8 protein-coding genes are annotated in these 15,129 nt (G+C 73.5%); 7 read left to right on the plus strand and 1 reads right to left on the minus strand.

Annotation, left to right across the window (positions count from 1 at the left end; all coding sequences use genetic code 11):
* The first annotated feature begins 1 nt into the window (after window position 1).
* The 7 genes from treZ to WMF11_RS13460 all read left to right on the plus strand — a co-directional run bounded on the left by treZ (window position 2) and on the right by WMF11_RS13460 (window position 11,639).
* Entirely contained in the window at window positions 2-1,846 is a 1,845-nt protein-coding gene (gene treZ / locus WMF11_RS13430) for a malto-oligosyltrehalose trehalohydrolase (protein WP_437977760.1), read from the plus strand.
* Window positions 1,840-2,649, plus strand: coding sequence for a tRNA (N6-threonylcarbamoyladenosine(37)-N6)-methyltransferase TrmO (gene tsaA / locus WMF11_RS13435; RefSeq protein WP_437908809.1), 810 nt, complete (start codon window positions 1,840-1,842; stop codon window positions 2,647-2,649). The genes treZ and tsaA overlap by 7 nt, the downstream gene beginning before the upstream one ends.
* Window positions 2,650-2,914: 265 nt before the next feature.
* The gene (locus WMF11_RS13440; RefSeq protein WP_437977761.1) at window positions 2,915-4,924 is read left to right on the plus strand and encodes a hybrid sensor histidine kinase/response regulator; all 2,010 of its coding nucleotides are present in this window, start codon (window positions 2,915-2,917) and stop codon (window positions 4,922-4,924) included.
* Window positions 4,925-5,078: 154 nt separating this feature from the next.
* Window positions 5,079-8,576 (plus strand): HAD-IC family P-type ATPase, encoded by a 3,498-nt coding sequence (locus WMF11_RS13445; protein WP_437977762.1) that lies wholly within the window; start codon window positions 5,079-5,081, stop codon window positions 8,574-8,576.
* Window positions 8,573-8,857, plus strand: a complete 285-nt coding sequence (locus tag WMF11_RS13450) for a hypothetical protein (RefSeq protein WP_437977763.1) — start codon at window positions 8,573-8,575, stop codon at window positions 8,855-8,857. The genes WMF11_RS13445 and WMF11_RS13450 overlap by 4 nt, the downstream gene beginning before the upstream one ends.
* Window positions 8,854-9,468, plus strand: a complete 615-nt coding sequence (locus tag WMF11_RS13455; RefSeq protein ID WP_437552238.1) for an HMA2 domain-containing protein — start codon at window positions 8,854-8,856, stop codon at window positions 9,466-9,468. The genes WMF11_RS13450 and WMF11_RS13455 overlap by 4 nt, the downstream gene beginning before the upstream one ends.
* Before the next feature lie 905 nt (window positions 9,469-10,373).
* Window positions 10,374-11,639: a collagen-like protein gene (locus WMF11_RS13460; protein WP_437977764.1), complete on the plus strand. Its 1,266-nt coding sequence runs from the start codon at window positions 10,374-10,376 to the stop codon at window positions 11,637-11,639.
* 221 nt (window positions 11,640-11,860) lie between these two features.
* On the opposite strand, the gene carB is transcribed toward WMF11_RS13460, so the two are convergent.
* Complete coding sequence (gene carB / locus WMF11_RS13465) at window positions 11,861-15,127, minus strand: carbamoyl-phosphate synthase (glutamine-hydrolyzing) large subunit (RefSeq protein ID WP_437908814.1); 3,267 nt, start codon at window positions 15,125-15,127, stop codon at window positions 11,861-11,863.
* Window positions 15,128-15,129: the final 2 nt, after the last annotated feature.

Genomic DNA, 15,129 nt, shown 5'->3' on the forward strand with positions numbered 1-15,129 from the left:
CATGAAGGCGATGCGCACGATGGGCGCGTGGCTCGAGGGCGGCGCGGTCCGCTTCCGCGTCTGGGCGCCCGACCACGATCGGATCGAGATCGTCACCTACGGGGTCGACGGCCAGGAGGTCACGGGCGCGCTGCCTGCGGCCCCGACCGGCGACGGCTACTTCGAGGCGACGGCGCCGGGGCTCGGGGCCGGCGCGCTCTACAAGGTGCGGATCGACGGCGAGGGCCCGTTCCCGGACCCGTACTCCCGCGCGCAGCCGCTCGGGGTCCACGGCCCGTCGGCGGTCTTTGACCCCTCGTTCGCGTGGACCGACGCGGGGTGGCGGGGCGTCGCGCTCGAGGATCTCGTCCTCTACGAGGTCCACGTCGGCGCGGCGACCCCGGAGGGCACGTTCGACGCGCTCATCGGGCGGCTCGCCGAGCTCCGGGAGCTCGGGATCACGGCGATCGAGCTCATGCCGGTCGCGAGCTTCCCGGGCGAGCGCGGGTGGGGCTACGACGGGGTCGACCTCTTCGCGCCGCTCGCCGCCTACGGCGGCCCGGCGGGCCTGCGCCGCCTCGTCGACGCGGCCCACGCCGCGGGGGTCGGCGTCATCCTCGACTGCGTCTACAACCACTTCGGCCCCGACGGGAACTACCTTCGCGCGTACGCGAAGCGCTACTTCACCGATCGGCACAAGACGCCCTGGGGCGACGCGGTGAACTACGACGGCGCGGGCGCCGAGCAGGTCCGCGCGCTCGTCCTCGAGAACGTCGAGCTGTGGATCCGCGACTTCCACATCGACGGCCTCCGCCTCGACGCGACCCACGCGATCGTCGACGACTCCGATCCCCACATCCTCCGCGAGATCGGCGAGCGCGCGCGGGCGGCCGGCGAGGGGCGGCGCGTCCTCGTGATCGCCGAGGACAGCCACAACGACGCGCGCCTCGTGACGCCCGTCGAGCAGGGCGGGTACGGCCTCGACGCGGTGTGGTCCGACGACTTCCACCACGAGCTGCGCGTCCTGTTCGCCGGCGATCGCGACGGCTACTTCGAGGATCACACGGGCACCGCGGAGGACATCGCGGCGACGATCCGCAAGGGGTGGCTCTACGAGGGGCAGATCTCGAAGCACACGGGCAAGCCGCGGGGCACGCCCGCCGATCCGGTGCCGCCGCCGCGCTTCGTGCACTGCATCCAGAACCACGATCAGATCGGCAACCGCGCCGTCGGCGATCGGCTCGGGGACAAGGTGAGCCCGGCGGCCTTCCGGACGATGTCGGCGCTGCTCCTGCTCACGCCGTACACGCCGCTGCTGTTCATGGGCCAGGAGTGGAACGCGCGGACGCCGTTCCAGTACTTCACCGATCACGAGGCCGAGCTCGGCCGGCTCGTGACCGAGGGCCGCCGGCGCGAGTTCCAGTACTTCGCGGCGTTCGCGGGCGCGGAGGTGCCGGATCCGCAGGATCCTCGGACGTTCCAGCGCTCGAAGCTCGACCACGCCGAGCGGCAGCGGCCCGAGCACGCCGGCGTGCTCGCGTGGTACCGCGAGCTCCTCCGCCTCCGCGCCTCGCACCCCGCGCTGCAGAGCCGCGCGCGCGGCGCCTTCTCGGCCGACGCGCTCTCGCCGGACGCGATCTGCATCGAGCGCCGCGGCGGCGGGGCCGCGGTGATCGCGCTCTGCGCGCTCCGGGGCGCGCTCTCGCTCGACCTCGGCCGCCCGGAGGCGCGGGCGCTCGCGTTCAGCGAGGAGCCGCGGTTCGGCGGCGCGGCGCGGCGGCCCCCGATCGAGCGCGGCTGGGTGGAGCTCGAGGGGCCGTCGGTCCTGATCGTCGAGGTGCCCGATACCTCCGGGGCGCGATGCTGAAGCCCGTCACGTTCACGCCCATCGGCGTGGTGCGCACGCCGTTCTCCGACAAGGTGAGCGCGCCGCGGCAGCCCCACGCCGCGGGCGGCGCGGAGGGGACCATCGAGCTCGTGCCGGGCCTCGGGCTGGAGCACGCGCTCTCGGACATCGAGGGGTGGGACTACCTCTGGGTGGTCTTCTGGTTCCACCTCAACGAGGGCTGGCGCCCGAAGGTGCTGCCCCCGCGGAGCGCCGGCAAGCGGCGCGGCGTGCTGTCGACGCGCTCGCCGCACCGCCCGAACCCCATCGGCCTCAGCGCGGTGAGGCTCCTCGCGGTGGACGGGCTCACCCTGCGCGTCGGCGGCGTGGACATGGTCGACGGCACGCCGGTGCTCGATCTCAAGCCCTACGTGCCGTACGCGGACGCCCACCCGCACGCGCGCACCGGCTGGCTCACGCCGCTCGCGGAGGAGCCGGGCGGCGGGGCGCCCGTCGACCCCGAGCCCGGCTTCGAGGTCGCGTGGGGCGCGCGCGCCGCCGAGCAGGCCGCGTGGATCGAGGAGGCGCACGGCTTCGCGCTGCGGGAGCGCGTCGACCGCGTGCTCGCGCTCGGCCCGCAGCCGCACCCCTACCGCCGGATCCGCGCCGACGGGGACGCGATGCGCCTCGCCGTGACGTCGTGGCGGGTGCGGTTCAGGGCCGAGGGGCGGCGGATCGACGTGCTGTCGGTGGCGACGGGCTACCGCGAGAAGGAGCTCGTCGGCGGCGAGGGCCCCGATCTCGAGGCGCACCGGCGGTTCGTGGAGCGGTTCGGCCGCGGCTAGCGGCGCGGTTAGCGGCGCGGCTAACGATCGACGCTCGACCGGCGCGCCGCCTGCTCGCGCTCGCCAGGTACGCGCAGATCGCCTGGTATTCCTCGGATCTCGCGTGACGATTCACGCTCGCGCCGCTTGCAGCACGCGCTCGAGGCGGACAAATGCTGCGTGTGATCATCGGGGACATCTGGCCTGGGTTTCGAGCCGGCGCGCTCGACGGAGATGCCCGCTGACGGTGCGGTCGGAGCGTCGCTGCGGGTTGGCTGGCCAGGCGGTGCGCCCCCTCCTTTGCGCGCCCTCGCCGGTCCCGAACGCGGCCTCGCCGGAGGACGGCCGCGGCGACAGGGGGCGGGCCGCGGGGGAGCTGCAGCTGAAGGCGGCCCTCCTGGATCGGCTCGGCGAGGCGGCCCTCGCGTGGGAGCTCGGCGGCGCGAGCGTCGTCGTGTACTTCGGCGCCGGGGCCGAGCAGCTCTACGGCTTCCCGGCGCGCGACGCCCTCGGGCGGTCGAGCCACGAGCTCCTGCGCACCGTCCTGCCGGCGCCGCTCGCGCAGATCGAGGCGGCGCTCGCGCGCGACGGCCTCTGGGACGGCGAGATCCGTCGCACGACCCGCGACGGCCGGGAGATCCTCGTCGAGAGCCGCCTGCGGCTCGTGGAAGGGGCGGAGCGCGGGCCGCTCGTCCTGGAGACCGGGCGCGAGAGCACCGCCCAGCGGCGCGCCGAGGCCGAGCTCCAGCTGCGGGAGCGGGAGCAGGGGCTGCGCCGCGCCATCATGGCGACCTCGTTCCCCATCATGATCTACGCGGAGGACGGGCACGTCGTCTGCGTCAACGGCGCGTGGACGGACATCAGCGGCTATACCCGCGAGCAGATCCCCACGGTCACGGCGTGGCTCGACAGGGCGTTCGGGGCGAGGAGCGCCGCCATCCACGCCCGTGTGGCGTCCCTGTTCGATATGGATGAGGCCTCGGGCGAGAACGAGCTCACCCTCACCACGGCGAGCGGCGCCGAGCGCACGTGGGTCTTCAGCTCCGCTCGGCTGGGGAGGGACGCGGCGGGCCGGCGGCTCCTTGTCACCATCGCCTACGACATCACCGCGCGGAAGCGGGCCGGCGACGCCTGGGAGGCGACGCTGAGGGAAGCGGACCAGCGCAAAGATGCTTTCCTGGCGATGCTGGCGCACGAGCTGCGCAATCCGCTCGGGCCCATCCGCAATGCGGTGGAGATCCTGCGGAGCACCGGGATCGAGGAGCCGTCGCTCCTGCGGGCGTGCGGCGTGATCGAGCGGCAGGTCGCGCACATGGCCCGGCTGGTGGACGACCTGCTCGACGTGTCCCGCGTGGCGCGCGGGAGGATCCAGCTGAGGGCGGAGCGCTGCGACCTGCCCCGGTTGCTCCGGCAGACGGCGGAGGACTACCGCAGCACGCTGGAGGCGAGCGGCCTGGAGCTCCGGCTGGACGTGCCGATCGAGCCGCTCTGGGTCTCCGGCGATCCCACGCGTCTGTCGCAGGCGGTCAGCAACGTGCTCCACAACGCCAACAAGTTCACCGACGCCGGCGGTCGGGTGACGGTCGCGCTGTCGGCGACGCCGGACGGCTCCGCCGTGATCCGCGTCCGCGATACCGGCATCGGCGTGGAGCCGGCGACGCTGGCGCGCATGTTCGAGCCGTTCAGCCAGGCCGAGCGCAGCCTGGATCGCAACCGGGGTGGGCTCGGACTGGGGCTGGCGCTCGTAAAGGGTCTTGTCGAGCTCCACGGCGGCGCGGCGTCGGCCGAGAGCGCCGGCGTAGGCCACGGGACGGAGATCGTCCTCCGCCTGCCGCTCGCGCGCGGGCCCGAGTCGTCCCCGGAGCGCGCCGGGCCGCCGCCGGGCCCCGACTCGATGTCGGCGGGCGCCGTGAGGTCGCTGCGCGTCCTGATCATCGAGGACAACGAGGACGCCGCCGAGATGCTGCAGGCGCTCCTCGCGATGAACGGCCATCAGGTCGAGGTGGCCCTGTCGGGGGCCGCGGGGGTCGAAGCGGCCCGCTCGTTCCGGCCGGAGGTCATCCTGTGCGACATCGGCCTCCCCGGCGGGATGGATGGCTGCGGCGTGGCGCGGACCTTGAAGGCCTTGGAGGAGAGCGCGGACGTCGCCCCGTCGCTGATGATCGCGCTGACGGGTTATGGCCAGGAGCGCGACCAGCGCCGGGTCCGCGAGGCCGGCTTCGATATGCACTTTGTCAAGCCGATCGATCCGGGCTCGCTGCAGAGCCTCCTGGCCTCCGTGGCGACGCGGGCGTGACGGGGGCGCGGGCGTGACGGCGACGAGGGCGCGGGCGTGACGGCGACGAGGGCGCGAGGGCGCCGCCGCGCCGGCCCGGCGGCTCGATGTGGCTCGCTCGCACACAGGCGCTGGCTCGACCTTTGAAAAGGCCTCCGCCTCAGCGCGGAGGATCATGGAGCGTCGGGGCAGGGGCTGGATCGATCTTCGTGGCGGGCGCAGGGGCCGCGGCGGCGGCGCGCGGCGGCGGGCCCGTGCAGATCGCACGCCTGCGCGCGATCTGCACGGGCCCGCCGGGATCGCGCGGGTGCGCGCCGAGGTGGCCGGCCTCTTCGGAGACGCTGCGCGCGCCGCGCGCATCGAGCGCGACCTCGCGGCGATCCCCGGCGTCGTGTCCGCGCGGGCGAGCGCGCGCACCGGGCGGGTGCTCGTGCGCGTGGGGGAGGACGCGGCCGACGAGGCCGCGCTCGTGCTTGGCGCCCACGCCGTGCCCGGCGCCCCGCCGCCGCCGTCCGCGCGCCGCGCCGTGCGGGCCATGGCCGAGGGCGTGGGCGCGCTCGTGCGCGCGGCGCGCCGCTGCGCGCGCCCCCGCGAGGGCACGGCGGGCGAGGACGAGCGCCGCGCGTGGCAGGCGCGGGCCTGGGGCAGCCAGGTCGCGCCGACCGGGCAGGGTGGAGGCGCGCCGGCCGGGCAGGGGGGAGGCGCGCCGGCCGGGCAGGGGGGAGGCGCGCCGGCCGGGCAGGGGGGAGGCGCGCCGGCCGGGCAGGGTGGAGGCGCGCCGGCCGGGCAGGGGGGAGGCGAGCGCGCCCGCCGCGTCGACGTGGCGCTCTGCGCCCACGCGGAGGACGCGGGCGAGGTCGCCCGTGCGCTCGGCGTCGATCCGCGCGAGGGGCTCACCGCCGCCGAGGCGCGCCGCCGCCTCCGCGCGGTCGGCCCGAACGAGCTCGCCGGCGTCGCGACCCGCTCGTCGATCGAGATCCTCGCCGGGCAGATCTTCACGGTGCCCACGGCGATGCTCCTCGGCGCGGCGGGCGTGTCGCTCGCGCTCGGCGACACGATCGACGCAGGCGCCGTCCTCCTCGTCGTCGGCGCGAACGCCGCGATCGGCACGTACACGGAGTCGCGCGCCGAGGAGCTCCTGCACGCGTGGGGCGACCTCCGCGTCGGGTGGGCGCGCGTCGTGCGCGACGGGCGCGAGCAGCGGCTCGCCGCGTCGGAGATCGTGCCGGGCGACGTGCTCGCGCTGCGCGCCGGCGAGCCGGTCGCGGCGGACGCGCGCGTCCTGACCTCGCGCGCCCTCGCCGCCGACGAGAGCACGTTGACCGGCGAGAGCGAGCCCGCCGAGAAGTGCGCCGCGAGGGTCGACGGCGGCGCGCCGCTCGCCGAGCGCCGCGGCATGGTGTACGCGGGCACCACGATCGCCTCGGGCGAGGGGGCGGCGGTGGTCGTCGCGACCGGCCGGTGGACCGCGCTCGGGGACATCCAGCGCGCGCTCTCCCGCGAGTCCGAGCGCACCCCGCCGCTCGAGCAGGAGCTCGCCTGGATCGGCCGGCGCCTCGCGACCTTCGCGCTCGCGAGCTCGTCGGCGGTGATGGTCGTCGGCCTCGCGCGCCGGAGGCCGCTCCGCGCGCTCTTGCGGAGCGCCGTCGCGCTCGGCGTCGCCGCCATCCCCGAGGGGTTCCCCACCGTGGGCACCACGGCGCTCGCGCTCGCGAGCCGCCGCCTGCGCGGCTCCGGCATCGTGATCCGCCGCCTCGCCGCGGCCGAGACGCTCGGCGCCGTGAGCGTCGTCTGCGCCGACAAGACCGGCACGCTCACCGAGAACCGGATGCAGGTGGCCGAGATCTTCCTCCCCGGCGAGGGCGCCCTGCGGGTGGAGCGCGCCGCGCGCCGGGGCGGCGGCGCGGGGCCTGGGCGCGCGATCGCGCTGATCGGCGAGGACGGGCGGGAGGTCGACGCCGCCGCCCCGCGCGTGCACGCGCTCGCGCGCATCGCCGCCCTCAACGCCGACGTCGAGCTGAGCGAGGCGGGCAAGGTCGTCCAGGGCAGCGGCACCGAGCGCGCCCTCGTGGAGTTCGCGCTCGCCGCCGGCTACCCCGTGTCGGCGCGGCGCCTCGCGGCGCGGCGCGTGAGCGAGGCGCGGCGCTCGGCCGAGCGGGCGTTCATGGTGACGGTCCACGACCACCCGGAGCTCGGGCACATCGAGCTCGTGAAGGGCGCGCCCGAGCAGGTCGTCGCGCGCTGCGACGCGCCGCCGCGGCGCGAGGGGGCCGGCGACGAGCGCGGCGAGGTGCTCCGGCACAACGACGCGATGGCCTCGCGGGGGCTGCGCGTGCTCGCGCTCGCGTGGCGGCAGAACGGCCGGCCGGACAACGACGCTCCGCTCGAGTTCGCCGGCCTCATCGGCCTCCGCGACCCGCCGCGCCCCGGCGTGCGGGAGGCGCTCGAGGCCCTCTCCGGCGCCGGCATCCGCACCCTGATGCTCACGGGCGACCAGGAGCGGACCGCGCGCGCGATCGGCGTCGAGCTCGGCATCCCGCCGGACGCCGTGCACAGCCGGGTCACCCCGGAGGCCAAGCTCGACATCGTGCGGGCGCTCCAGCAGGGCGGCGCGATCGTGGCGATGACGGGCGACGGCGTGAACGACGGGCCCGCGCTCAAGGCGGCCGACGTCGGCGTGGCCATGGGCAAGCGCGGCACGGACATCGCGCGGGCCGTGGCCGACGTGGTCCTCGCCGAGGACGATCTGCCGAGCCTCACCGAGGCGGTCCGCGAGGGGCGGCGGCTGCACGACAACGTCCGCCGGGCGATCGCCTACTTCGTCGCGACGAACGCGAGCGAGGTCCTCACGATGCTGGTCGGCGCCCTCTGCGGCGCCTCTCCGCTCACGCCGCTGCAGCTGCTCTGGATCAACCTGCTCACCGACGTGGCGCCGGCGCTCGCGCTCGCGCTCGAGCCGGCCGAGGCCGGCGTCATGCGGCGTCCCCCGCGCGACCCTGCGGCGCGGCTGCTCGGCGCGGCCGATCTCCGCGCGCTGGGCGTGGACGCGGCCGCGATGTCCGGCGCGTCGCTGTCGGCGTACGCGCTCGGGGGCCGGGCCACCGCGGGGACGAGGGCGTTCACGGCGCTGGTGACCGCGCAGCTGCTCCACATCCTGGCCTGCCGCGCCGGCGCCGGGGAGGGCGCAGCGGCGGCCGCGCTCCGCCGGGACAGCCCGCACGTGGCCCGCGCGCTCGCCGCCACGTCCGCGCTCCAGGCGCTCGCGCTCGGCTCCGGGTCCCTGGGCCGCCTGCTGGGGGCGCAGCGCCTCCGCGCCGGGGAGATCGCGCTCGCCGTGGCCGTCGGCGCGCTGCCCGCGCTGCTCCGCGGTCCTCTAGGGCGCTCCGCGAGCGCTGGCCGCGAGATCGTGATCGTCAACGGCAGGCGCGCGGAATCGAAATCGGAATCGGAGTCGGAATCGGAATCGAAGTCGGAAGCGGAATCGGAGTCGGATTCGGAGTCGGCGTCAGAAGCGGAATCGGACGCGTCAGCCGAAGCGGAAGCAGCAGGCGCGAGAGCGGAAGCGGAAACGGACCAGGGCGCAGGCGAGGATGCGGGGGCGGCCGCGAGACGCAAGCAAGGCGTGCGCGCCGCGCGCGTCGCCGGGCTGCGCAAGGGAGACATGGCATCATGAAGTTCCATCCACCGTCGTTCGCCCTGGGGGTCGGCACGGCCGTCCTCCTGATGGGCAAGAAGCAGCACCTCCGGCCGGTGGTCGTCGAGATCGCGGCGCTCGGGCTCCACCTGGGCAGGCTGGGCGTCGGCTTGCTCGAGCGCCAGCGGGAGCACGTCGAGGATCTCTTCGCCGAGGTCGCCGAGCGGGTGCGCCAGAAGGCCGCGGGCGGGGCGCGCGGCGAGCGGGCTGCGCGCAAGAGCAACGGCGCCTCGGCGCTCCACGGCGAGCCGTCGTCATGATGTCGCCGGCGGTCCTCGTCGTCCACGCCCTGGAGCGGCGCGTCCGCCTGCGCGCGCCGGCGCTGGCCGGCCATCGTCGGGTGTGCGAGCGGATCGCGGAGCAGCTCGCGGCCGATCCGGCCTGCGAGGTCGTCTCGATCCGTCCGATGACGGGCTCGGTGATCGTCGAGCGCTCCGAGGGCGGGCTCGATCCGGAGCGGCTCCGCGCCCGGCTCGCCGGGCTGGTCGACGGGGCGCGCGAGGACGACGGCCACCCGCTCGGCGCGCCGCGGCCCGAGGGGCATCCTGGTCCGACGCGCGTCGCCCGCGCGGTCGCGCACGCCTTTGCCGGGATCAACGCCGATGTGCGCGAGGCGATGGATTACCGTGCGGATCTCGGCACCATCTTGCCGGTCGTCTTCGCGGCGGCGGGGCTCGCCGAGGTCGGGGCCACGCGCAGGCTGCCTGTGCCGGCCTGGTTCAACCTGCTCTGGTGGTCGCTCCGGTGGTTCATGACGTTCAACCCCGGGGCGATCTCGGAGGAGCTGAACAGCGGCGGCGGGGCGCAGGGCCAGCCGGGCGTCGCGGGCGAGGGGCCCGGCGAGGCAGGTCCAGTCTGCGACGATCTCTAGAGCGGCGGGCACCCGCTTCGGATACGGGTCCACCTCGGCGTTTTCGGTGCTCAGCGCACGGGAGTGCGCTTGCGCGCCGAAAACGCCGATCTGGGCCCGTCTCCTGTGCGGGTGACCGCCGCTCTGCACGTGGCAGAGGTGGGCGGAAACCGCTGTAGAAAGGCATGTCCGCTCCGCGGACGCACCGCCTCGGGGCGCTCCGGGAGCGGCCGAAGGCGGGCCCATCGGCGCGGCGCGCTGGGGCAGCGCTCGGCGGGAGATGCCCCCGCGCGCGGGGAGGGCAGGAGAGCGTGGGACGAGGGCATTCCGCCGGCGGGGCCAGGATTCTCGGCGTTCAGCTCGCCTCGGACATCGCCTTGCGATCGCGGCGTGAGAGTGTCGGCGCGCTTTCGAGCCCGTGGCGCCGCCTGTCGACCCCGACGTAAAGCGGCGATGTATCACAATGGCTCGGGAATAGATTGAACCTTGGTGGCCGGGCGCGTACCTTCCTGGTCCGGATCGTAAGCCCCGGAAGCAGAGGGGAACACGTTGATGGCGCGACTGCAATTCCCGGTGTGGCTAGGCTTGACTGTTGCATCGCTCGCCGTGTCTCCGGGCTGTAGCTGCGGCAGTCCCGACGTGTCCGTGCCTGGGGCCGGGTCGGGGGGTGAAGGTCTCGGGGGGGCTGGCGGGGCCGGTGCAGGCGATCCTGTGGCTTCGGCGGGCGGGGGTGGGGCAGGTGGGCGTCCCGAGGTGGGGGATCGGGGCATCGCCGCGGGCGAGATGGTCAGCGCGGGGAAGGTCGTGAGGAGTCCGAGCTATCGCATGGTCTTCACGCTCGGTCAGCCGACGCAGAATCAGGGAAAGACGACCTCACCGAGTTACCGCGTGCAGGGCGGTCTGGTCGGGGCGAACGGGAGCGTGCCATGAACGGGATGGGACGGCGTGTCCTCGCGATGGGTGTTTTTCTCGCCGCCTCCGTCGGCCTCGTGCGCGGCGCCGCCGCCGCCGTGCCGATGCAGATCTCGCATCAGGGGCGGCTCTTCACGGCCAACGGCGAGCCGGTCAATGACGTCCTCTCGGTGACGTTCGCCATCTACGCCGCCGAGGACGACGACGAGCCGCTCTGGAGCGAGGAGATCGCGCTCTCGTTCGACGAAGGCTTTTTCTCCACCGTGCTCGACTTCACCGAGGAGCAATCCGCGAAGGTCTTTGACGGCTCGGTTCGCTACATCGGAATCACGGTCGGGGACGATCAGGAGATGGAGCCCCGCGCTTCGATCGGGAGCGTCCCGTACGCGATGGTCGCGAACAACGCTGTTGGTGAGATCACGCCGAAGCTGGTGAAGATCGGCGGCAGGGTCGTCATCGACGAGAGCGGCAACTGGGTGGGCAACTCGAGCGGAATCGCGGGTCCCATGGGACCGACGGGTCCGACAGGGCCCCAGGGGCCGGAGGGACCGACAGGGCCCCAGGGGCCGAAGGGGCCAGAGGGGCCAGAGGGGCCCGTGGGCGCGACAGGGCCCGAGGGGCCGGCGGGGCCGACGGGGCCGGCTGGCCTGCCCGGCGAGAGGGGACCGATGGGGCCCGAGGGGCCAATGGGGCCCCAGGGACCGATGGGGCCCGAGGGGCCGATGGGACCCGAGGGGCCGACGGGGCCCGAGGGCCCGATGGGACCCGAGGGGCCGATGGGGCCCGAGGGGCCGATGGGGCCCGAGGGACCGACCGGGCCAGTGGGCGCGACAGGGCCTCAGGGGCCGACGGGTGTGGTCGCGACGATCGCGATTGCTGGCAACGTTGCTCCCCTTTTTGATGGTGGCAGCGCCGCGTATGTCTTCGTCGGCCCCCCGGGGTCGGTGACCATCACCGGCAGCCAGCGCGTGACCGGATCGGCCTCTGCGCCGCTCGGGCTGCGGGCGTCCAGCGCTGCGTTCGTCGCCCCGCTCGGCCTCTGTTACCAGCGGCGCGGCGGCACCGGCGAGCTCGTCAACTTCTTCGGCGGCACCTTCGCGAGCCACTACTTCACGCCGACCCGCACGACCTACTCGGTCTCTGCCACGACGGTGCTGCCAGAGGGCGAATGGAATGTCGGCATGTGCCTCCGCAATGAGGGGACAAGCCCGATCCAGGGATCGACCTCGTCGACCGGCAACGGCATGGTGAACGGCTGGTTCATCGTCACGAACGACTGAAGGCGAGCCCGCCGTCTGGGTTCGTGCACCTACCTCTGCTCTGATGAAGTCGGCAGGCCCCGTGCGGGGGCATCCGTCGCGGGGCGCGGCGAGGGCCGGTGTTGGTTCTGCTCTCGGGAGGGCAGCCGGCCCCGTGGGGGAGTGTCCGTCGCGGGGCCGGGCGGCTCGGTACAACCTCCCGAGCCACCCGGAGCCGCTCTTCGCCGCGCTAGCGCTTCAGGTCACCTGAGCGCCACCGGGCTCCGCGCGAGGTACTCGTCGTAGGACAGGGTCCGCAGATCCTCGATCCTCTTCGCGCGCATCGCCCCGATGACCGCCCGCGCCAGCTGGAGGTCCGTGAGGAGCGGGATGTTCGCGTCGACAGCGCGCCGCCGGATCAGGTAGCCGTCCGGACGGCCGAGCTGGTCGTACTCGCGGGGGATGTTGATCACGAGATCCACCTTCCCCTGCTCGATGGCGCTCATCGCCGTCTCCCCCTCGTCGGGCTGCTTCGCGAGGCTCGTGCACTCGAGCCCGAGCGCCCGGAGCGCCTCGGCCGTGCCCGGCGTCGCGAAGATGGGGAGCTTCAGGTGCTCGGCGATGACGCGGGCCTCGTCGGCGAACCAGTACTTGTCCTCGAGCGGCCCGAGCGACAGCAGCACACCCTTCTTGGGGAACCTGAAGCCGGTCGCGAGCAGCGAGTGCAGGAGCGCCTCGTGCATGTCGTCGCCGAAGCAGCCGACCTCGCCGGTGCTCGCCATCTCGACGCCGAGCATCGGATCGGCCCCCACGAGGCGCGAGAACGAGAACATCGGCGCCTTCACCCCGACGTAATCGAGGTCGAGCCCGCGGTTCTCGACCGGCTGCGACACGCCGAGCATCCTGCGCATCGCCTCCCGGACGAAGTTGTTCCCCGTGACCTTCGACACGAAGGGGAAGCTCCGCGACGCGCGCAGGTTGCACTCGATCACCTTGACCGTGTTGTGCTTGGCCAAGAACTGCATGTTGAACGGCCCGGTGATCGAGAGCGACCGCGCCACCTGCTGGGCGATCTGCTTGATCCTGCGGATCGTCGCGATGTAGAGCGACTGCGGGGGCAGGACGAGCGTCGCGTCGCCGCTGTGGACGCCGGCGTTCTCGATGTGCTCGCTGATCGCCCAGAGGATGATCTCCCCGCGATCGGCGACCGCGTCGATCTCCACCTCGCGGGCGTGGGTCTCGAACTTGGACACGACGACGGGGTAGGTGGGGGAGACGGCCTTGGCCCGGGCGAGGATGCGATCGAGCTCGTTGGGCTCGTGCGCCACGCTCATGGCCGCGCCGCTCAGCACGTAGCTCGGGCGGACGAGGACGGGGAAGCCGCCGAGCTTGTTCACGATCTCGCCCGCCTGGCCCGCGTCGACGACGTGCGCCCAGCGCGGCTGGTCGATCTCCAGCCGGTCGAGCAGATCGCTGAACTTCTTCCGGTCCTCGGCGGTGTCGATGCTCCCCGGGCTCGTGCCGAGGATGCGCGCCCCCGCCTCGTGCAGCCGGAGCGCCAGGTTGTTCGGGACCTGCCCGCCCATGCTGACCACGATGCCGTAGGGCTGCTCCCGCTCGTAGATGTCGAGCACCGTCTCGAAGCTGATCTCGTCGAAGACCAGCTTGTCGCACGTGTCGTAGTCGGTGCTGACCGTCTCCGGGTTGTAGTTCAGCATCATGGTCTCGTAGCCGAGCTCCGAGGCCGCGCGGATCGCGTTGACGCAGCACCAGTCGAACTCGACGCTCGATCCGATGCGGTAGGCGCCGGAGCCGAGCACCATGATCTTCTTCCGCCAGGACGGCGCGACGTCCGTGGCCGACGCGTGGTAGCTCGAATAGAGGTAATTCGTCTCGGCGGGGAACTCCGCCGCGAGCGTGTCGATCTGCGCGAGGTGCGGCACGACGCCGTGCCGCTTCCTGGCCTCCCGGATCGAGCCCCGCGGCGCGCCGGTCAGCGTGCCGATCATCCGGTCGCTGAAGCCGAGCTGCTTCGCCTCCCGGAGGGTCGCCTCCTCGAGCGCCGGCTCCTGCGCGGCCTTGTCGGCCTGCGCGGGGACGGCGACCTTGAGCGTCTTCAGGTCCCGGTGCATCCGGACGATCGGCTCGATCTGGTTCAAGAACCACCGGTCGATCTTGGTGAGGTTGTGGATCTCGTCGACCGACATCCCCTCCTGGAGCGCGCGGGCCACGGCGAAGATCCGGAGCGGCGTCGCGTTCTGCAGCTCGTCGCGGAGGTCCTTGAAGGTGAACGCGTCGGGGTCGAGCCCCTTCACCCCGATGTCGAGCATGCGGAGCGCCTTCTGGATGACCTCGGGGAACGTCCTGCCGATGGCCATGACCTCGCCGACGCTCTTCATCTCGCTGCCGATCCGCATCGAGGCGCCGCGGAACTTGCCGAGATCCCAGCGCGGGACCTTGCAGACGAGGTAATCGAGCGCCGGCTCGAAGAACGCGGTCGTCCTGCGGGTGATCGCGTTGGCGATCTCCGGCATGGTGTAGCCGACGGCGATCTTCGCGGCGACGTAGGCGAGCGGGTAGCCCGTCGCCTTGCTGGCGAGGGCGCTCGACCGGGAGAGGCGCGCGTTCACCTCGATGACCCGGTAATCGGCGCTGTGCGGGTCGAGCGCGTACTGGATGTTGCACTCGCCCACGATGCCGAGGTGGCGGATCGTCTTCAGCGCGACCGAGCGGAGGAGCTGGTACTCCTCGTCGTTCAGCGTCTGCGACGGGGCGACGACGATCGACTCCCCGGTATGGATCCCCATCGGGTCGAGGTTCTCCATGTTGCAGACGGTGATGCAGTTGTCGCGCCCGTCGCGGACGACCTCGTACTCGATCTCCTTCCAGCCGCGGAGGCACTCCTCGACGAGCACCTGGGGCACGCCGCCGGCGAAGCCGCGGCGCACGGCGTCCTCGAGGTCGCGCTCGCTCTCGACGATGCCGCTGCCCTTGCCGCCGAGCGCGTAGCCGCCGCGGAGCATCACGGGGAACCCGATCTCGCGCGCCGCCGCCATGGCCTCGGCCGCCGAGCGGCAGGCGCGGCTGCGGGCCGTCTTCACGCCGATCTCGTCGAGGCGCTCGATGAAGAGCCGCCGGTCCTCGGTGTCGCGGATCGCCTTGATCGGCGTGCCGAGCACCCGCACGCCGTACTTGTCGAGGATGCCCGAATCGTGGAGCTCGAGCCCGCAGTTGAGCGCCGTCTGCCCGCCGAAGGAGAGGGCGATCGCGTCGACCTCCTCCTTCACGATGATCCGCTCGACGAACTCCGGGGTGACCGCGCAGAGGTGGATGCGGTCGGCGAGCCCCTCGCTCGTCTGGATGGTGGCGATGTTGGGGTTCACGAGGACGGTGGCGATCCCCTCTTCCTTGAGGGCCTTGATCGCCTGCGACCCCGAGTAGTCGAACTCGCCGGCCTGACCGATCTGGAGCGCGCCGGAGCCGAGCACGAGGACGCGCCGGGGTTTCTTGGGGAGATACGCGCCGTACATGG

The sequence above is a fragment of the Sorangium sp. So ce295 genome, assembly GCF_051527405.1.
In the GTDB taxonomy this organism is placed as follows: Bacteria; Myxococcota_A; Polyangia; order Polyangiales; family Polyangiaceae; genus Sorangium; species Sorangium cellulosum_B.